Origin of the sequence: Flavobacterium hydatis, assembly GCF_000737695.1 — a bacterium.
Classification (GTDB): Bacteria; Bacteroidota; Bacteroidia; order Flavobacteriales; family Flavobacteriaceae; genus Flavobacterium; species Flavobacterium hydatis.
In genome coordinates, this window is sequence record NZ_JPRM01000042.1 from 92,293 (window position 1) to 112,937 (window position 20,645).

The window sequence follows — 20,645 nt, forward strand, 5'->3', positions numbered from 1 at the left end:
ATTATCCAATTGTATTTAAAGTATGCAGAAACGCAATAGCAAAATTTATTATTCGGCAGGTTTAATTAGTATCATTTTACTTCCTATTTTGTGCATTCTATATTTAAAAAAGAATGATGCTTTTACAAGTTATAATTCTATAAAATTAAAAACTTGGAATAGAGAAAATTATAAAGAAGAAATTATTCCTATTATAAATTCAAAAACATTTACGGTTGTTAACCTAACAGGAAATTCAAATTCTGATAAAGCAAAACTAAATGCAGCTGAGAAAAGAATTAAAGAACTAATTGCTACTAAGGATTCTATAAATGGAATAAGATTTCATTTTGAAGATAAATCTGAATATTGGAGCTTTATTAAGGTTCTTGAAATTCTAGAAACCCAAAATGCTAAATTTTATGTTCCATATAACAATGATATTTGGTTTGCTTATTCAAGCGGAGAAAAAAAGAAAACTATTTTTCCTGTTTGTGGGGATTTCCGTAGGATAATCCCAATTGATGAGATGAAATTCAAAATAGAATGGCAAGAAATTATAGAAATCACTAAGAAGTTTTATTTACCAATAATAGCCTATGGCTTGATGCTGTTTTTTACATTCAAACAAATAAGAAATACGATAAAAAACTAAATGCAATTATTAATTTTACTTATTACTGTTCTCATTTTCTTAATTGGAATCCCAATTACTATTTCCTATTTCATCTATAAATGGATTAAGAATAAAGGACTTGACAAAAGATATAGGCTATTAGCACTTATCCCGATAATTATTACAGGATATTTTATATACGATGCGTTTTATCCAGATTCAGATTTCTACAAAGAAGATTTTAAAGAAGTTACAGAAATGGAGTTTCCTGAAAAAGGTGAAATACTATATAAAACCGCTTCATATCCTGATCTATTTGGAGATTATACTTCTTCGTTTTTGGCTGAATTTGACAAAACTGATATAAATAACCTTGAAGCAAATCTGAAAAGTAAAAGCTTCATTAAAAAGGAAAGTAAAATGTCTACAAAAGAACTTGATTACATAGAAAAAAGAAAAGGTGACAGAAAATATTCAGCTGAATATATTAAAGAAATATATACAGGAAAATATTATTCAGTTGGCTTTTTAAATGATAATAAATCTGTAATAATTACACGAGTAAGTTGGTAATTATAATATATCTTCGTTAATCGTATACAATACAATGAACATTCATAATCTCCCTAACGACTTCAATATAGATTCCAAAAGTGATATACAACTTTTTGATTATAGTGTGACCAGTTCTTCTATCAAGAATAAGGTAATGCTCAATAGAAATGTTTTAAGCTTTTTACTTGAAGGAACTAAAGAATTCATTACAAAAGATAAGGCAACCATTATTAATAATGATTCATTCTTGCTAATTAAATCAGGGAATTGCTTAATGACCGAAAATCTTTCGGATACCAATGTATATCGTAGTATATTACTTTTTTTTAATGATGATGTTCTTCTAAAACTATTACAAAAAAACAATATTCCAAAAACTGTAGATTCAAGTTCAAAACCATATGAGATATTCCAATACGATGACTATATTCATCATTTTGTAAAAAGTTTAATCCAAATAAAAACATACGATCATATACTTCGAGATAGCTTATTGCAAACGAAACTTGAGGAAATAGTAACCTATTTATTGCACAAAAACGACACTAAATTTCTAAATAACATACTGAATTACCAAGACAGCCAAAGCAGGCATTTTACTGATGTGATTGAGAGTAATAAACTTAATAATTTAACCATTCAGGAACTTGCTTTTTTATGCAATATGAGCATTTCTACCTTCAAAAGAAATTTTGAACAACATTATCAAACAAGCCCAAGAAAATGGTTCCAAGAAAAAAGATTAGAATATTCAGCATACTTATTGAGCATTAAAAAGAAACGCCCTGTGGATATTTATTTAGAAATTGGTTTTGAAAGTTTATCCAGTTTTACACAAGCATTTAAGACCAAATACAATATTACTCCAAAACAATTTCAGTTAGAAAAATGAACTTCTGGAAACACTTTTAGAACTTTTTAGAATACCCTGGAACCTTCCTTGCAAAATATCTTTGTCGTCTACAATTTTAAATAACAACAAAGATGAAAAAAATTAATCTAGCCTTACTTAGTTTACTATTTACAACAGGCTCTATTTTTGCACAGAAGACATTTACTTTAAGTAGCAAAGATTTAGGCGGACAAGCTACAAAAACAGAAGAATTTGGAGGATTTGGTTGTACTGGAAAAAACCAATCGCCACAATTATCTTGGGTGAATATACCAGAAGGCACCAAAAGTTTTGCCGTTACAATGTATGATCCAGACGCGCCAACTGGCAGTGGATGGTGGCATTGGGTAGGTTTTGATATTCCGGCGAACATTACCGAATTAGTTACAAATACAGGGAACTTAGCCTTAAATCTTGCCCCAAAAGGAATGATTCAGAGTATTACAAATTATGGGGTTGCTGGATATGGCGGACCTTGCCCTCCAGAAAATCACGGTTTACATCAATATATAATAACAGTTTATGCCTTAAAAATAGATAAATTAGGTTTGGACTCTAATACAAATCCTGCAATTGTAGGTTATAATTTATGGGCAAATACTATTGCCAAAGCTAGTATTGTAACTTATTATCAAAGAGAAAAAAAATAGCTTTCTCCTACTCTTCTAATAATTTTAAAAAAGCTTCGTAAATGTTCTTGACTTTGCGAAGCTTTTTATATTCAATAATTTTTTAATACAAGTTTGAAGTTTTTCATATCACAAAAAAGATTTAGAACTTGATTCAACTTATCTAAACAAAATTGATATTGATTTATCCCTAGTTACGAGAAATCCTTAATGAAATGTAGAATGTTTTTAATAACACGAAAAATCCTGTTTTTATATTTGTCTTTTATTATATTTGTCAGCGATAAAACGAAGATTTTTCTTAAAATCAGGTTGCATATTATTTTATACAAACAAATACAAATATGAAATTTACTCTTTTAATTTTTCTGTTATTTTGTTTTGGATGCGAAACAAAAAAAGGCAATACAACAAAGGATAGTAAAACCAAAATTAAGAAGTTTCTTATTGGTGATATTGATAATGATAAAATACAAGATACTGCTTTTGTAAGCCTCAGAGATGATGAACCTATTGATCTGGTTTCTATTACATTTTCTAAAACAATTCCTGGTTTTAATTTTGAAAGTTTAGGAGTGCATATTCAAAAAGTACAGGATTTTAATAGGGATAACAGTAATGAAATTATGATATTTTCCAGAACACATGAGGGTTGGTGGAATGAAATTTCTATTTGGAGTTTTTATAATAAAAAATGGAAAGAAATTGCGAAGACAAGAGCCTTTATTTCTGAAGATAAAGATTTTGAAAACCGAATAATTAAAGAAAATGACAACTATTATTTAATTGGGGATGATATGTGGAATGAGGATGATAAAGGAGCTTTTTTAAAAACCAGAGTAAAAATATAAAAAGACATACAATACTACAATAGATGATAATTAGTCTTAAACTCTAATTAACCCTGTTTACAACTATAATATAACCCTAGAATTTATTAACCTCAAAATAATTAATACTAAACATTTTTATGACTACAAACACTTACTTTATTATTGGCGGTATTGCCGTTGTATTTATTGCTTACCTGATTTTTTTAAAAACAATCATGAAAAAACGCAATAATAAACTTTTAGAAGACTTTAATAACAATCACTCCAACACACCATTAACTGATGAACAAAAAAGACTACTATCATTTGGAGGAATTTTGTTTTATTATAGAGGAGAGAAAATACTTGGAATTAAACCTGAAAATAGTTTAAATGAATATATTGGAGGTTTAAAGCAACAATGGGAAATAACAAACGAAACGGAAGCCAAAGAAACTTTGGATGGTTTATTATCATTACAGAGAAGTAATGAATTCGAACCTGTTATCTTGCAATCAACAAAGGAATTAAGCAACATTCAAAAAGAAATTTCAAAAGGTTTAGGATTAGATATAGATAACGTTACAAAAATAAAATCTGCTTATGCATGGGATATTTGCAGAGCAGTATCATTAGCAAAATGGTGCTATTGGGTAGGTTATTTAACCGAAAATGAAACTTGGGAAGTTATGAGAAAAGCTTCTGAAATAGCAATTAAAAAGGGTGAAAATTGGACAGATTATACAATTTCATTTTTATTAGGAAGAACAATACAAGGATATGATTTAGATGAATTGATAGTAGAAAGCAAACAAATACTTACTAGTAAAGGACCATCATTAAGAAAAATTGAAGATGTGGATATATATACAAAATATCCATTTATGAAATAACAACTACTTAAAGTTGAGAAAATGTAGCTTTTTCATCTAGTCCCACTTTATGAAAAGTTTAGATCCAAAAATGCGCAAATGTCACTGACTTTGCGCATTTTTTATGTTCATGCAAAACCTAAATGTAAATTTATTTCTGAGGGTCATTTTACTGATGATTTTAAAGAGATTAGCTGCAAAAAAGCGATTTTTAAGCTTACACTTTTTAGTGCAAAATCAAAGAAAATGTGAGTTTTTTACCGTTTTTAGCTAAAAAAGTTCTATATTACGGAAAATCAGAGCCAATTTGTGATTAAAAGCTATTGGCGAGAATATTAATTTACCCGTATTTATATTAAAAAAAATGAAACAATTACTACAGTGGACAATCATCATTCCAGCACTTTCCTGGATTCTATTTTTTAGCGGACTTGTTGACAACAGCAGTATTTTTCAAGTCATTGCAAGTATACTACTTATCCTGAGCGTTATGTCGGCAGTACATCATTCTGAAGTAATCGCAGAAAGAGTTGGAGAACCTTACGGAACCATTATTTTAGCCATATCCATAACCGTTATTGAAGTTTCGATTATTGTGTCCTTAATGATGTCCGAAGGCTCAGAAGCAGCTTCATTAGCCAGAGATACCGTATTTGCTGCCACAATGCTTATTCTTAATGGAATCATTGGTCTTTGTCTTTTAATTGGTGGTTTAAAACATTATGAGCAGAATTTTTCAGTCTCTTCTGTTACTATTGGTTTGGTTTCGCTAGTTTCGATTATCGTATTTACATTGGTCTTCCCTACTTTCACAGAAAGTGTTAAGGGATCTTATTACTCCGTACCTCAACTTGTTTTTGCATCTGGTGCCTGTATTGTTATTTATTCCTCTTTTCTTTTTGCGCAAACAACAAGATACCGTCAATATTTCCTGACTATTGGAGCCGATGAAAACGAAGAAGCAGCAGAACCGATACTAATCGATAATAAAACCTTTTATACAAGTCTGGTTTTCCTTATCGTAAGCCTAGGTATTGTTGTATTATTAGCAAAAACCCTTTCGCCAACTATCGAAAGCATTATTGTAAGCTATCATCTTCCTAAAACTTTAGTGGGAGTTGTAATTGCAGCAATAATCCTGTTACCCGAAGCAATTGCTGCAATTACAGCAGCAAGAAAAAACAGGCTACAAACGAGTTTAAACTTAGCCTTAGGTTCAGCATTGGCAAGTATCGGATTAACCATTCCTAGCGTTGCAGCAGTTTGTATCATGATGGATATGCCTATTATCCTTGGGCTCGACATAAAATCGATAGTCTTATTAGCATTATCCGTATTTACCGTGATGTTGTCATTAAGCAAAGGAAAATCGAATATCGTTTACGGAGTTGTACTTCTGGTAAACTTATTTGCTTTTGTATTCCTTATGATATATCCTTAATGAAATAAGAAACCTATAAACTTAATCACCTAAAAAAACCTTCATTAGAAATAATGGAGGTTTTTATGCTTTTTCACAAAGCTTCTTTAACAATATTTTGAATAAAGCAGAGTTTAATTATATTTATTATCAAATAGACTATTAAATTACTAATACTCGATAATATACTATATTCGCTTAAACAGAATCCAATTTATACCTCAAAACCATCTAAAAACATAAAGTTCAGAGCTATTCACAACTTAATATATTAACCAAAAACCTCAACCGAAAGAATGAAAAACAGACTTTTACTAGCATTTTTACTTTTGACATCTTTAGCATTTGGACAAAAAGCAACATTTAATATTAAATATTCTGAACAGTTGGCTGTTTTTATTTTTTTACAAAACCTTTCTGAAAATTATCCTGAAAATGTTTTCAAGACCGAGTTTCAAAAATCAAAATATAACGTTGAGAAATATAAAACCATAATCTCAAAATTTGACCAATTAAACATTTACTATAGTTTCCCATTTGATGATTATCCTTATGGCTCAAAAAAGATGATGCAAACGGAAGATCTTTTGAAGAAAAATCTAATAGAAACTGACAATTTAAAAGATTTTAAAATTCGTTCTATTGGTTTTATTCCAAATAAAACACTGAGTGATTTAGCCGAAAGTATTTCGGAATTTACACCAATATATAATGAGTTAATATATAATCCTAACAAAGAAAAATTCGAAAACCAAATTAAGGAACTCACAAAGTATTCTAACGAAAATCATACAGAAAACTATTTCCAAACGGGATTAATATTTTATAATTCTAGTTGGGACAATACGATTCCTTTCAACGTTGCTTTTTATCCGCTACCTAATTCTAAAGGATTTACTGCACAAGCATTTTGTAACAATTTTATTAGTGCCATACAAACCGATTTAACATCATACAAAGATTTATTTAGTGTTATGCTACATGAAACTTATCATATAATTTATGACGAACAATCGCTTGAAGTAAAAACAGCAATTAATACTTACTTTAAAGAAAATAAATCAAAATGTAGTAATTATGCCTATCAGCTTATGAACGAAGTTCTGGCAACGGCATTAGGAAATGGATATGTATATGAAAAATTAGACGGCAAAATTGACACAGGAGATTGGTATAATAAAAAGTATATTAACCTTATGGCAAAGCAAGTTTATCCGTTGGTTACAGAATATATCAACCAAAAGAAACCAATAGATAAAAACTTCATTGATACTTACATCAGCCTATACGAAACAAACTTCCCAGATTGGATAAATGAACTTAATAACATAATGTCTTACAGATATGTACTTACAGAAAACGAGAAAGATATTAAAACCATAAACCAAATGTTCCGCTATCGCTCCAGAACCGAAAGCGAAGACCAAATTACAGAAAGTAGCATCGAAAAAATGCAAAAAACATCATTAACGAAAGTGGTAATTATTTCCAAAAACAATTCTGAAAAGATAAAACTATTAAAAACTAAGTTTAAGGAATTAAAAAATTGGAAAGTTGACGCAGACAAAGAGTTTGCTTACAAGATTCTATTAGACGATAAAAGCCAACTGATAATAATGAACCAAAAAAAATCGACAATTGAAACTCTTATCAAATCTATAAAATAAGACATCGCCAACTTATTATAAAATGAAAATCACCATACAAATAATCATGTTGTTTGTTTTATCGTCGGTTTATGGTATACATAAATTACCGCCTATAGATAGTATAAATGATATTGAAAACAAATGTTCTGTTACTACTGTAACATTAAAAACCGAAAGAATTGAGAAGAAACGAAAATTCCTTTTTTGGAAATTGCCACACAAAAAAATAATACATATTGATAAAGTATTTGATAGCAATGGAAAGAGAATTTTAAAGAAAACTTCAATTGCTATTTGTTCCTCCGATGCTTGTGATAATATAAAATATCGACGAGTAAAAATTGTAAATAATGAAATATGGATTTTTCATTACAATAGAAATCTTGAAAAAGCAATAATAAAACACTACGACTTTTGCGGAAAATTTTTAGGACAAAAAGCTTGGGTTAATGAATCTTTTATTGATTAATAATCTAACAAATTAATACACTTCAAAATCTTGAGCTGTACGAAGTCTCCTGACTTCGTACACTTTTCAACTAGATAAACGCAATAATTCTAAAATAATAAAAATATAGGCGTAACAATCCTGTTAATTATTAGTCTATTATAAAAAACATCTATCTGTAAAAATAATTGCAAGGATCTTAATTCTAGTAATATTTGAGGGATTTGTTTTATACAAATTATGATGTTTTTTTGAAAAAAGTAATAGCAAACAGTAAAAATTAAAATAGAATGAAAAAAATATTTTTTATTATCTTTCTCTCTAATTTCTTGATAAGCGCCGTTTCGGCACAAGAATTAGATAATTTCTTTTCAACACTTTCAGAAAAAAATCTTTTTAATGGTAGTACTGTAATTTCTAAATCAGGAAAAACCATTTTTTCTAATACTTATGGATTTTCTAATATCGAAAAGAAAGAAAAATTTAATGATAATTCTCTATTTCCTATTGCTTCTGTAACAAAAACCTTTACTGCAACAGCTATATTACAGCTTAAGCAAAAAGGCAAACTTAAAATTGATGATCCCGTACAGAAATTCCTTCCCGATTTTCCTTATCCTAATATCAGCATCAAACAACTGCTTAATAACACATCTGGATTGGCACAATACTATAATTTGTTTGATAGCGTAATAAAAGAGCAACCAGAAAAAATAATTACAAATCAGGATATTATCCCAACATTCATTCGTTTTAAAACGCCACTCACATTTTTACCCGGAAGCAAATGGGAATACAATAATGTGAATTTTTGCATCGCTGCACTAATTATCGAAAAAATATCAGGGATAAGTTATGCTAGTTATTTAGAACAAAATATTTTTGGTCCTGCAAAAATGAAAGATTCATTTGTTCCGATTAACAGAAAGATAAAAAACCCAAATCAGGTCGAATTACATATCTATCCCAATTCATATTCAACCGATTATGTAAATTCAAATACCTTAAAAGAGCCTTTCTTTATATTCGAAAAAAGTAATTTTTATGGAAATGGAGGAATCGTAAGCACAGCTTTGGACTTGCAAAAATATCAAAATGCGTTATTTACCCATCAGATTTTAGGCAAAACAGAACTAGAAGAAGCTCTTACAGCTACAATACTCAATGACGGAAAAAAAGTAACTTATACTATAGATGGAAAAGAAGCTAGTTACGGCTTAGGATGGGAAATGTACACTGATGAAAGCCAAGGAAAAATAGTTTTCCACGACGGATCTATTACAGGTCTTACCAGTATTCTGGCATATAATATTACTAAGAATCAAACAGTAATACTTTTATCTAATACAGGAAACTGCCCTGTATTTGCTATTGCTAATGCTGCCTTGCAATTAATCAATAATAAACCTTATACGATTCCTACACAAAATCTTTCGAGAACCTAGGGCAATTTACTAGAAAATGGAAATAAAGAAAAAGCAAATCAATTGATTGATGAATATTTAAAAAATCCTAAAAGTTTTGAAGCAAACGAAAGAGATTTTAATCGATTAGGGTATGAGTTTCTTAGACAACAGAAAAAAGAAAATGCATTACAAACATTTAAAACTGCATCATTACTATTCCCAGAGAGCTGGAATATTCATGATAGTTATGGAGAAGCATTACTACAATGTGGCAAAAAGGTAGAAGCCATCAAGATGTATCAAAAATCTGTTGAATTAAATCCTAATAACGAAAACGGAAAAAAGGTTCTGAATGATTTACTAAAAGCATAAATAGATTGTAAAATCACTTTAGAATTAGAAAGGTTGTAGAATATCAAAATAAAAAAATGACTAAAAAGCTAATACTTATTATCCTGATTAATTGTCAATTTGCATTTTCGCAAATTGAAATACTTACACCCGAAAAATTAACCGAGGATTTAACAACTTTTAGAAACATACGCGAATCTGCAAATTCTGGGCTCTATAAATACAGAACAAAAGCTCAAATAGATAGCATTTATACATGGGAAAATAATGAAATTAAAAAACCATTAAATACCATTGAATTTTATAGAATCATTTGTCTACTAACCGATTTTGAAGGAAGCGTGCATAATGAAACCAATTTACCTGCCGATGCAAAAAAAGACTTTATTTCATCCGATGGGTATTTTCCTATTCCACTTAAATTAATTCAGAATAACTTAGTTGTAAATACCAGTCATTTTGAAATTCCATTAGCATCAAAAATTCATAAAATAAATGATGTTGCTATCGAAACTATTTTAAAAAAATTAAAGAGATATTATACAACCGATGGATACAATATTTCGGGTAAAACTATAGGTATTAATGCTGCATTCTCTAGATATTATAAATATGAATTTGGTCCTGCAGCAGATTTTAAAGTAGATTATTCTGAACCTTATAAAACAGAAATTAAAACCATAACGATTAAAAGTGTTTCGGATAAAATTAAATCCGAAGCATTTCTTAATCGCCATTCAAAATCTATAGATAGCCTTTATTATACCAGTATTAAAAAGGATAAATACAAATTTGAATTAATAAACAACAAAACTGCCCTCCTAACGGTAAACACTTTTGCAATAGGACGAAATAGCAAAGATCCTGAACATATCGTTTATAAAAATTATTTGGATAGCTGCTTTAGCAAATTAAATAAAGATAAAATAGATCATTTAATCATTGATGTTAGGACTAATGGTGGCGGAACTGATCCTAATGATATATTACTGTTCTCTTATCTTGCTAATAAAAAATTTAGAGAAAATAAATCCGCTTATGTAAGTTTTAATAAAATTCCGTACCCTAAATATTTAGTTCCTGAAGAAGAAGACCCGAAAGAAGAAGAGAAAGCAAGACAAGAATTTGAAAAAGAAATGATTGAGGAATTTCCTGTTTTAGTAAATGGAAAGTATTATCAAACCGAAAGTTTCAATAAACCTATAGAACCTAACCAAAATGCTTTTAAAGGAAAAATATACCTCCTGATTAGCGAGCGAATCGCTTCTGCGGGTTCCCTTTTTGCAGCCTTAGTTGCCGGTAATACTACTGCAACAATTATTGGGCAGGAAACAATGGGAGGTTATTTTGGACATAACGGACACATTCCTATGGAATATCAATTACCAAACTCAAAAATCACAACTACGTTTTCTATTGTAAATCTAGAACAAGATGTGATTAAGAAAAAGAATCAAAAATTTGGAAGAGGAATTATACCTGATATTTACAAATCGCAAACTTTAGACGAGTTCATAAATAATGAAGATGACACCATAAAATTTACTTTGAGATTAATCGGGAAAAAGAAGTAATAATACTACTTTTGATTCTCTATAAACAAATTAACTGTCGTTTTATAGTAACCAAAAATTAGTATATTTAAATAAAAATATGAATACCGAACAAGTAAGATTGTGGAATGAAATTAAAAATTTTGAGCTCGATGATCCTGACATTTCTTTTAGTTTTACAGATAGACTTGCCAGAGAAAATGGCTGGACAATCGAATATTCTATCCGAGCGATTTTAGAATACAAAAAATTCATTTTTCTCTTAACCATTGCAAACCATCCATTAACTCCATCGGATCAAGTTGACCAGGTTTGGCACTTACACCTACTCTACACGCAATCCTATTGGGAAGATTTTTGCGAAAACACCATCAAAAGAAGAATTCATCACGGGCCTACAAAAGGCGGTGATACCGAGAAAAGCAAATACACCAATTATTACGAAAAAACCAAAGAATTATATCTTGAAATTTTCAAAGTCGAATTGCCAAGAGATATTTGGCCGTCAAGCGAAATAAGATTTACCGAAATTAACTTTGAAAGAATAAATCGAGATAGAAACTGGATTATAAAAAAACCATTTTAAATGAAATATTTATCTGAACTAACCCCTGCAGAGATATTAATATTAACTAAAGAAAATGTAACTCAGCAAGAACTTTTAAAAATAACTTTCATAGATTTATTATTTAAGCAAGTTTTAAAAACCTTTGAAGTAGAAAGACAGTTTCATGTTAGAGAAAAAGTGAGAGTCTATAAATATGTTGGCATAGGACAAAACTATAGACACTATGATTCTAAAAATCACGAAAGACTATTTCTATCTACTTTTGGAACAGATAATACCGTTGAAATATTGTTTACAAATTTGGTTAAAATTGCTTATCAAAAATCGATAACAATACAGGATTTAAAAAATGATATAATACAAACTCCAACACTGAAAAAATGCTTTACTCAAAACATCTTTCAACAATTTTTTTATGGGTACAGTTTTACAGAATATGGGAAGGAATTAAAACAAAAGGTTAAAAAAGAAATTCAAGACGCAGGAAATCAGCTTTCGGACATCGAAAACATCGAAAATCAGAAAGCAATTGAACTAATAAAAATAATTGGAGCAAATATATTTCTGTTAGTAAATCTTAATTACGAACTATTAAATCAAATTGATAAAGATTTAGCAATCCAAATTAATCAAACTAATACAAATGACGGAGCAAGTGGTTGCAGTACTTCCTGGAGTTTTGATGATTACTCTTCTAGTTTTGACAGTGGTTGTAGTAGCGGTTGCAGTGGTTGCGGAAGTGGTTGTAGCGGATGCGGAGGAGATTAAAAAAAAATTAAAAACAGTACTTATGAAATATTTTAAACCCTATTCTGCTTTATTCATCTTATTCTTTTTAACGGGTTGCATCGGAAATATGAGTCCTACAGGCGGAAATTCTTCGCCACATTATCCTTATTTTATTACGACAAAACCATTGGTCGTTAAGAAAATAGTAGTTCCAGTAGGAACAAAACTAGTTTATGAAGAACAGTACTTTAAAGAAGATAAACAAGATAAAATAATGAACGAGGAAAATCTTATAACGATAGAATTTCCAACTGGGAAACCATTAAATTGGGGTGGAGTTCCTGTAACTTCAATTGACAAATTTTTTAATTCAGAAATGAAAGGTTTTACCGTTAATGCTGACTTTGATAAATTAAGTAATGATAAAAAAACTAAATTCTCTGAACTGTGGCAAAGTTGTAGTAATGATTTAGGAATAACAGTCAAAAACACAGATGATTGGTCTTTCAATACAAAAAACATCTCCGATGTAGAGAGTTGTAGTGTAAACTACCAACGCTATTTTAAGGAAGATGCTAGTCAGCAAAAGTTTTTAAATGATATCTATAGCGAACTATTAAAAATCGGTTCAAAGTAAAACAGCAAACGGATAGAATAAAACGAAATTATTAAACATTAAATAATAAACATTATATGAAGAACTTTATGTACATAATTTTTATGCTGGTTTTAGGAAAAGGAATTTATAACGAGTTTAATTTTGAAACCCTAAGATTTGAAAAACTTGGATTATCTATTTTATATCTGATAGTATTTTTTGTATTTGCTTTTCTTTTGATAAAGAATAATATAAATAAAAAAAGTAACGGATAAAAAACGTTCTTAATAATTAAGGAGTACTTCTGAAAGCACAAAAAAGATGTAGTAAATAAACTCAAAAATATGCAAGAAGCCCAGATAGATTTGACTCAATCAAGAGAAATAAATGGTTAGACATAGATTTATAACTCTTATTTTTGCATACAGAACAAAGTCATCATTAATTGAAAAAAGAGGAAGTGGAAAAAGGAGAAAATGAAGAGGTAAGCTGGACTATTTGCCAGGAATGCCAAGGACGTGGCAAAAAAAGCAGAAGAATCAGCAAGAAAGCCCGACTCCAATACCAAATGGCACTCGATCAATTTGAAAAAAACAAAGGCGAAGGAACTGCTCCAATTCAACCTAAAGGAAATTTATACTCCTGCCCTATCTGTCACGGATCTGGATTGGTACATGCTGCTAGTCCTCCTACTGTAGATAAAGAAAATTATCCACACGTTGCCATTATTGGTGCTGGTATAGGCGGAGTTGCTCTGGCTGTAGCTTGCTTACACCGCGGAATCCCTTTTACTCTTTACGAACGCGATAAAGACTTCTCCGCAAGATCTCAGGGCTACGGACTCACTTTACAACAAGCTAGTAAAGCCATCGAAGGATTGGGTATTTTCAAACTAAAAGATGGCGTAGTTTCAACAAGGCATCTCGTTCATACTACTGAAGGAAAAGTAATTGGCGAATGGGGAGTTAGAAAATGGATACAATCTGATGTAAAAACATCTCCCAAACGATCAAATATACATATTGCACGCCAATCTTTGCGCTTAGAGCTACTTGAGCAACTAGGTAAGCAGGATGTGGTACAATGGGGACACCAATTAATAGATTTTAAAGAATCTGAAGACGGAACTGTTGATTTAAGCTTTCAGGTAAACGAGAAGATAAAAACCGCAAAGGCAGATCTTGTAGTTGGAGCCGATGGAATTCGTAGTTTAGTACGTAAATCGCTAATTGGCGATGATACTACTCCTCTGCGCTATTTAGATTGTATTGTAATATTAGGTATTTGCCCATTAAGCGCTCTCGAAGGCCTTGATAGTACGTTATTAGACTCTGCTACAGTATTTCAAACTGCCAATGGCAATGAGCGAATTTATATCATGCCTTATACATCAGATTCGGTTATGTGGCAACTTAGCTTCCCAATGCCCGAAGAAGAAGCCAAAGCATTAAGTGCCCTAGGTACTCAAGCCCTCAAAGAAGAAGCCTGCCGCAGAACACAGTGGCACGCCCCTATCCCTCAGATAGTAGCCGCAACTCAAGAAGCTCAAATTTCAGGTTATCCTGTTTATGACAGAGAATTACTCAAAGCCGAAATGCTACAAAAAGGACAGCAAGTAACTCTTATAGGAGATGCTGCTCACCCAATGAGTCCGTTTAAAGGACAAGGGGCAAATCAGGCGCTACTAGATGCATTATCACTCGCCAGAGGAATCACAAAAGAATGCAGACCTTTATCTCAATGGAGAAAAGCCGGAATTAGAAAAAGTGCCTTAAATGATTATGAGGCCGAAATGCTAGAACGCAGTGCTATCAAGGTAAAAGATTCAGCTGAAGCCGCACAGTTCCTACATTCCGAAGTTGTACTCCATGAAGGTGACCAGCCGAGAGGAAGATGTTTGAAGAAAAAAGACATGTAAATAAAACTTAAATAGTTGGTTGGATTTATACACCATCTTTTTTTGAGATTTCCAAATTTGGAGGAGGTAGATTATACAATTTATTTCTGTCATTTTTATCAATTAACAATATGATATCCATAGGTGGGTCGCAATTATCATTAGTATTACCATCAATATTTATAATTTTTGATGATTCTTTTGTGGCTATAATAAAATTGGAGTAATCCGCAGATGAATAAAAATAAATTTTACTGTTTTTTATAGTAGTTAAACCTAAAAAAGAGCTTGCAAAAACAGGTTCTGAATTACTTATAATAATTTTATTTTTAAAAATTTCAATTATTATATTATTAGAATTACAAGGAGGATTATTGTCGACTTTTTTAATAAAAGATTCTACTTCTAGCATTAAATCTTGATTAATAATTTTTACATCTTCATCATTCTTACAAGATATAATCAGAAAACATATGATAGTGAGAAACAAATATTTCATGTGAATTAAGTTTTTTCTAAAGTAAAACTGAAGTCTCCTGACTTTATGCTTGTACCAATATACTTTTTATTTTTTTTGAACTCTTAACTTTTAATCTATTTTTCTATCTTAGTCAATACGAAATTTCAAGTCTTTACAGAGCGAGAAACGTAAAACAATTGAACCGTTATCTTTATAATAATATAACAAACAATGAAAAAAACATTCTTAATCCTTTTACTTTCAATACTAATCTTTTCATTTAAACAAAAAAATGAAACTGATCGAATAACCGAAAAAAATAATATTTCAAAAAATGATACACTAACCAAAAACTTAAATTTAGCTTATAAAAAAGGGGCCATAATTGGGTTTTCAGTTTCCGTAGTAAATGAAAAGGGATTAATTTATGATAAAGGTTTTGGATTTACAGATATAGAGCAAAAAAAGGCATACACATCAAATACAATTCAAAACATAGCTTCAATATCAAAAACACTAATAGGAATATCTTTATTTAAAGCACAAGAATTAGGAAAGTTAAATATAAACGACCCGATTAATAAATACTTGCCATTCAAGATTGTCAATCCAAATCATCCTGAAATTCCAATCTTAATAAAACATTTGGCTTATCATACATCTTCAATTACTGATCTTGATGAAGTCTATGCAAAATCGTATGTTTTGACAAAAAGTAAACATGATGAAAATGAAGGTGTTTACGACTACTTCAATAAACCCGAAAGCTATATTCCATTATTAGATTTCATGCAAAATAGTCTTACTGAAAATGGAAAATGGTATTCAAAAAACACATTTTTAAATAGTGAACCGGGAGAAAAGCGAGAATATTCGAATATAGCTGCTGCTCTTTGCGCTTTAGTAATAGAATCTGCAACGGGACAAGATTATGCTTCATTTACAAAAGAAAATATCTTAAAACCTTTAAAAATGAATTCCTCTGGTTGGTCATCAAAAGATATCGATGTTAGTAAACGTTCGAGATTATTTGCCAACAAAGATAAAATGATTGCCGAGTATTCGCTTATAACATATCCTGACGGTGGATTTCTAACATCGAGCAAGGACTTAGGGTTATTTTTAACAGAACTCATAAAAGGATATGAAGGAAAAGGAAAACTTTTAAAGAAAGGAAGTTACAAGAAACTCTTCGAGAAACAAACATTTTCCAGCGATGGAAAAAAAGAAGAATATGGCGTTTTTATTGAATTTCGTGATTCTTTTCTAAACATCAAAAATGATCTGATTGGTCATAACGGTTCTGATCCAGGAGTATTTACAGCCATGTACTTTAATCCTATAACAAAAACAGGTACAATCGTTCTAGTAAATACTGATACAGATTTTACCGCTAATGTTTGGCCAGAAATAGAGCTAATATGGAAATCCTTATCAGATTATCAAAATACAATTAAAAAATAAAAACCTGCTGCAGTCATAAACGACCTAACAGTAAATTTAGCAACTACCAATATAACTAAAACCAACAAAATGATTGACTTTAATTTTAATAATAAAAAGTTTGCACTTATTCAAAATTCCGATAACGGCCAAGTAAATACAGAAACTATTTTTAATTACAAACAAAACGACAATCTTGTTACTGCCGATTATTTTGGAGGAACTATAAGGTACGGAAAAGTTATTGCTGAATTAAAAGGTGATGAATTAAATATGCTTTATCAATGCTTAACAACAGATAATCAATTGAAAGCAGGAAAAGCAATAGCAAAAATCGAGTTGACGGAAAATAACAAAATCAAATTATCTTTAAATTGGGAATGGCTCACAAACGGAAACGACAAAGGCAAATCCGAGTATATAGAAATTGGATAAGACAACTACATTATGAATCGAGTTTTCAACGTATTTTATTAAAGGAGAAATCTACCTAAACCTATTATAATAGATTGACAAGTAAGTTTGTATATTTTGAACCTATCATAAAAAACAATAAATTGAGAAGATGTACATTACTTTCGAGAAACAAAAACCATAATAATAATAATAATAATAATAATAATATTTCCAAAGCAGAATATAAATTATGAAATTCAAAATAAAAAATATTCTATTTCCTTCATTCCTTGTATTATGTTCTTTTGTAAAACTTCAAGACCAAGATATTGAAACAGGATTTTCAGAAACTTGTTTAAAAATTAGTAGCGAATATGAAATGGAAGATGAACACGGAAATGTGTTTAATAACAAAACCCATAAGTTTTTAAGTTTACCCGAGTTTAGCAAAATATTAAAAACTGTTTCAAAATATGATTTGGACAAAAATACTAAATATGAGTTTGAAGAAAGTAATATTGGGAAAATTGAAAAAAAAGTTTGGAAAAATATCACAAAAGAGAATAAACTCATAAGTTTAAAAAAGTTAACTTTCAAAACTGTCATTGAACAAGAATTTAGTGGAGGAAAATTTAAAAATGAATTTGAAATTATTGATTATACAATAACCCGAAATGAAAAACCAAAGAAAATATATTTAAGAATTATAGAAAATGAATTTGAAAGAATTACAATTGATAATGTAGAATATACAGGAGTTTTTGAAAGTAGATTATTAGGAATTGACGAAGCAGAAGAAGAATTTGATAATCTATTAAATAAAAAATAAGAATCAATCGAATTAACAAATTATAGAATGGTTAGGTAAAAGGTTATGCATAAAACAAATACGCAATTTTGACAAAACAAATTTTATAATTAAGATAGACTTTTAAAAAAGTATAGTTTACCAAAAACCGACTTAAATCAAAAATAGAAACTAAAATAAAAAAATGGTAGGAAATTGGAAAGGTTATTATAAGTTTGAAAATGAAAGAATACAAAAAGCAATTGGTTTTGAAAAAACTGATTTTGAAATTATAATTGAAAATTTTGATGGAATTAATTTTGATGGAATTGTAAATGATGATATCAAAACTGGAGGAATGGAAGAAACTGGAGAAATTACGGGAAAAATTGTAAATAATAAAATTTCATTCAAAAAAATGATGCCTGTACATAATCAGATAGATGCTAAAGGAGAAAGAAAAAACATTAAAGGAAAACATCCAGTATTATATTATTATGGAACCTTATCCGAAAATGAAACTGAAATTATTGGAACTTGGAAATTCAAAAAAACATTAGGTTTTTTATTTGGTGTTATTCCCGTTTTTTATCGTCCCGGAAATGGAACTTGGAAAATGAATTTATATAACGAAAGTAAATAAAGAAACAACCGTTTCTAGTAATTTGCAGGCTTAGTTACACAAGATATGATAAGCGCAGAGAGCATTTCTGCACTATATTTTTTTATTAGCTCAATCATCAATTTTTAAATACCCCTTTTCGGCTAAATAATTATTAGCAACAAAGGCAATGTTAAAAAACATTGCATATGCTATTTTAGCTTTATCAGTGAAGACATCGTTACTAACGTCTTGTGCTGAAAAATAAAAAAACATATTGAATAGTATAAAAAAGGCACATATACAAAATGCAACAATTCCAGAGTTAATATAAACTTTGAATTTTAACAAATATAGTTCAGCAGATTTTTTGGGATTAAAAAGTATATATCCGATGTTCAAAAATAAAAAACTATAAACACCATAATATAATTCAGATTCATTTAAATTTCTTGCAAATCTAAATGGAAATTTTAAAACTTCTAAAACTGGTATTCCTATAAGGCTAATAGTTAAGATTAATAAAATAATTATAAATGTGTTGAATAAGGTAAAAAGGAAAGTAATTAAAAAAGGAGTTAATTTGTTGCTTAATGATATAATATTATACCCCTTTATATCAAAATATTCCTTCTTTTGCTTTATTCGATTTTCTATTCCTTTTTTTGTTTGGATAAATAGATTTAAAGGATTCAATATCGCAAAAAATATAAGTAATATTATTGATGATACTTGAAAAAATAATAAATTCATAATATCAGCTCCTTCTTTTTCATAAAAATCTTTAGAGTAAAACTTAAACAAATAAAGAATAGAATAACTCAAATTAAAAATGAAAATTGTGATAAAAAAGAAGCTGTGTTTTTTTGTTATTGAATTCATTTTATATTCTTTAGGCTAAATTTTTCTATTTTATTATTGTTTTTTGCGAACAACTTATATTTGTTATTGGTACTAATGTAAAAAACGATATTTTTTATTAAAATCATAACCTCATTTTAAAAGCTTTCAATTTCTATGACTGTGCTATTAAATTAATCAAATTGGAATTATCTTCTGTTTCCCTTTTATATTTTCAATTGACAATATTATTTAAACTCTTTATCTGATTACTTCTAATGATCCTCCTGCACGTGGACGGTGCAATATAAGCCCATAACAGGTGTAATTTCCATTAGCATCTTCTCTCATCAATGAGGAAAAATTCAAGTAATATTTATCTGTTTTGACAAGAGCTACCATTTTTCCATTACCATAAAACTTCATCTTATATTGATCAAATATAAAAGGTCTTGTATCATTCAAATCTTTTATCCACTCATCTATTATTATCTGAGTATCATCAGGCTTGTTTTCAAAACCTGCTTGCTGAAGTTCTAGAGTTCTATTATAATAATTTCCAGCTAGAGTATTAATGTCTTTTCCTTCATAGGTTTTGATCATTTCTTTATAAAATTTTTCAACTTCTAATTTCAGATCTTTACTATCTTCCTTACTTAAATCTACGCTGTTTTCCCACCCTTTCAATTGATAAGGGAGCTTAGCTTCAAATTCCAAGTTTATCTCATAGTATGGTAATGCTTCTTTGAGTTTAGACATGGTATATTTAAAAACTTCAACATGTTGTGCAGCTTTGTCTCTCTTATAATCTCCTTTAGTTATTCTAAATTCAAGTTCGGAATAATCAGGATCTATTAGCTTCCCCATGTCAAAATTTTTATCTACCGGGGGAGTCATTCGTATGGTCACTTTTTGCATTCCTGATTTTAATAATGCAGGATTAATAGGGAAAGAACCAGTTCTTGTACCTGATTCATATTTTTTATCAACAGGATAATCGTTAATTAAAAATTCATAGCTAAAACCACCTGCCTTATTTATGTGCAGCGTGTAACTAGGATTGTAATCGTATAATTTTACTTCTTTATAAATAGTTGCAATTTTTTGAATGTTCTCTTTGCTCATAATATTTTCTTTTTTTACT

General features: G+C 29.5%; 23 protein-coding genes. 20 read left to right on the forward strand and 3 right to left on the reverse strand.

Translation table 11 applies throughout. The annotated features are described in order from the left end of the window. The first annotated feature begins 22 nt into the window (after positions 1-22). From IW20_RS21010 to IW20_RS21090, 16 genes are all read left to right on the forward strand, one after another. A complete protein-coding gene (locus IW20_RS21010) occupies positions 23-634 on the forward strand; it encodes a hypothetical protein (RefSeq protein WP_035627142.1) in 612 nt (203 codons plus the stop codon). Beyond that, positions 635-1,168: a hypothetical protein gene (locus tag IW20_RS21015; protein WP_035627145.1), complete on the forward strand. Its 534-nt coding sequence runs from the start codon at positions 635-637 to the stop codon at positions 1,166-1,168. Between the two features lie 34 nt (positions 1,169-1,202). Beyond that, positions 1,203-2,042: a helix-turn-helix domain-containing protein gene (locus IW20_RS21020; protein ID WP_035627147.1), complete on the forward strand. Its 840-nt coding sequence runs from the start codon at positions 1,203-1,205 to the stop codon at positions 2,040-2,042. A gap of 92 nt (positions 2,043-2,134) precedes the next feature. After that, entirely contained in the window at positions 2,135-2,692 is a 558-nt protein-coding gene (locus tag IW20_RS21025) for a YbhB/YbcL family Raf kinase inhibitor-like protein (protein WP_035627149.1), read from the forward strand. Between the two features lie 323 nt (positions 2,693-3,015). After that, positions 3,016-3,522, forward strand: coding sequence for a hypothetical protein (locus IW20_RS21030; protein WP_035627150.1), 507 nt, complete (start codon positions 3,016-3,018; stop codon positions 3,520-3,522). A 119-nt stretch (positions 3,523-3,641) separates the two neighbouring features. Beyond that, positions 3,642-4,376, forward strand: a complete 735-nt coding sequence (locus tag IW20_RS21035; RefSeq protein WP_035627151.1) for a DUF1266 domain-containing protein — start codon at positions 3,642-3,644, stop codon at positions 4,374-4,376. Between the two features lie 343 nt (positions 4,377-4,719). Then, positions 4,720-5,796: a calcium:proton antiporter gene (locus IW20_RS21040; protein ID WP_035627155.1), complete on the forward strand. Its 1,077-nt coding sequence runs from the start codon at positions 4,720-4,722 to the stop codon at positions 5,794-5,796. Positions 5,797-6,071: 275 nt separating this feature from the next. Continuing rightward, entirely contained in the window at positions 6,072-7,442 is a 1,371-nt protein-coding gene (locus IW20_RS21045) for a hypothetical protein (protein ID WP_035627157.1), read from the forward strand. A 22-nt stretch (positions 7,443-7,464) separates the two neighbouring features. Continuing rightward, entirely contained in the window at positions 7,465-7,893 is a 429-nt protein-coding gene (locus IW20_RS21050; RefSeq protein ID WP_123869500.1) for a hypothetical protein, read from the forward strand. A gap of 269 nt (positions 7,894-8,162) precedes the next feature. After that, complete coding sequence (locus IW20_RS21055) at positions 8,163-9,317, forward strand: serine hydrolase domain-containing protein (protein WP_035627162.1); 1,155 nt, start codon at positions 8,163-8,165, stop codon at positions 9,315-9,317. Positions 9,318-9,359: 42 nt separating this feature from the next. Further along, positions 9,360-9,650: a tetratricopeptide repeat protein gene (locus IW20_RS26435; RefSeq protein ID WP_035627164.1), complete on the forward strand. Its 291-nt coding sequence runs from the start codon at positions 9,360-9,362 to the stop codon at positions 9,648-9,650. Between the two features lie 56 nt (positions 9,651-9,706). Then, entirely contained in the window at positions 9,707-11,203 is a 1,497-nt protein-coding gene (locus IW20_RS21065; protein ID WP_035627167.1) for a S41 family peptidase, read from the forward strand. Positions 11,204-11,282: 79 nt separating this feature from the next. Next, on the forward strand, positions 11,283-11,768 hold the full coding sequence (locus IW20_RS21070; protein ID WP_051886083.1) for a glycine-rich domain-containing protein: 486 nt from the start codon (positions 11,283-11,285) through the stop codon (positions 11,766-11,768). Then, the gene (locus tag IW20_RS21075; RefSeq protein WP_035627169.1) at positions 11,769-12,518 is read left to right on the forward strand and encodes a hypothetical protein; all 750 of its coding nucleotides are present in this window, start codon (positions 11,769-11,771) and stop codon (positions 12,516-12,518) included. Positions 12,519-12,540: 22 nt separating this feature from the next. Continuing rightward, the gene (locus tag IW20_RS21080; protein ID WP_035627225.1) at positions 12,541-13,116 is read left to right on the forward strand and encodes a hypothetical protein; all 576 of its coding nucleotides are present in this window, start codon (positions 12,541-12,543) and stop codon (positions 13,114-13,116) included. 421 nt (positions 13,117-13,537) lie between these two features. Continuing rightward, positions 13,538-14,995, forward strand: coding sequence for an FAD-dependent oxidoreductase (locus IW20_RS21090; protein ID WP_035627227.1), 1,458 nt, complete (start codon positions 13,538-13,540; stop codon positions 14,993-14,995). A gap of 25 nt (positions 14,996-15,020) precedes the next feature. Here the strand turns inward: IW20_RS21090 and IW20_RS21095 are convergent, their stop codons facing one another. Further along, positions 15,021-15,473, reverse strand: a complete 453-nt coding sequence (locus tag IW20_RS21095; protein WP_035627174.1) for a hypothetical protein — start codon at positions 15,471-15,473, stop codon at positions 15,021-15,023. A gap of 192 nt (positions 15,474-15,665) precedes the next feature. On the opposite strand from IW20_RS21095, the gene IW20_RS21100 reads away from it, so the two are divergent. The 4 genes from IW20_RS21100 (at position 15,666) to IW20_RS21115 (ending at position 18,703) form a co-directional block, all read left to right on the forward strand. Further along, positions 15,666-16,898, forward strand: a complete 1,233-nt coding sequence (locus IW20_RS21100) for a serine hydrolase domain-containing protein (protein WP_035627177.1) — start codon at positions 15,666-15,668, stop codon at positions 16,896-16,898. 69 nt (positions 16,899-16,967) lie between these two features. Beyond that, positions 16,968-17,312, forward strand: coding sequence for a hypothetical protein (locus tag IW20_RS21105; protein ID WP_035627179.1), 345 nt, complete (start codon positions 16,968-16,970; stop codon positions 17,310-17,312). A 211-nt stretch (positions 17,313-17,523) separates the two neighbouring features. Then, positions 17,524-18,102: a hypothetical protein gene (locus tag IW20_RS21110; RefSeq protein ID WP_035627181.1), complete on the forward strand. Its 579-nt coding sequence runs from the start codon at positions 17,524-17,526 to the stop codon at positions 18,100-18,102. Positions 18,103-18,265: 163 nt separating this feature from the next. Continuing rightward, the gene (locus tag IW20_RS21115; RefSeq protein ID WP_035627183.1) at positions 18,266-18,703 is read left to right on the forward strand and encodes a hypothetical protein; all 438 of its coding nucleotides are present in this window, start codon (positions 18,266-18,268) and stop codon (positions 18,701-18,703) included. Between the two features lie 90 nt (positions 18,704-18,793). Here IW20_RS21115 and IW20_RS21120 read toward each other — a convergent pair whose 3' ends face one another. Together IW20_RS21120 and IW20_RS21125 are read right to left on the reverse strand one after the other, a co-directional pair. Then, a complete protein-coding gene (locus IW20_RS21120) occupies positions 18,794-19,543 on the reverse strand; it encodes a hypothetical protein (RefSeq protein ID WP_035627189.1) in 750 nt (249 codons plus the stop codon). 219 nt (positions 19,544-19,762) lie between these two features. Next, complete coding sequence (locus IW20_RS21125; RefSeq protein WP_123869543.1) at positions 19,763-20,626, reverse strand: hypothetical protein; 864 nt, start codon at positions 20,624-20,626, stop codon at positions 19,763-19,765. Positions 20,627-20,645 lie beyond the last annotated feature (19 nt).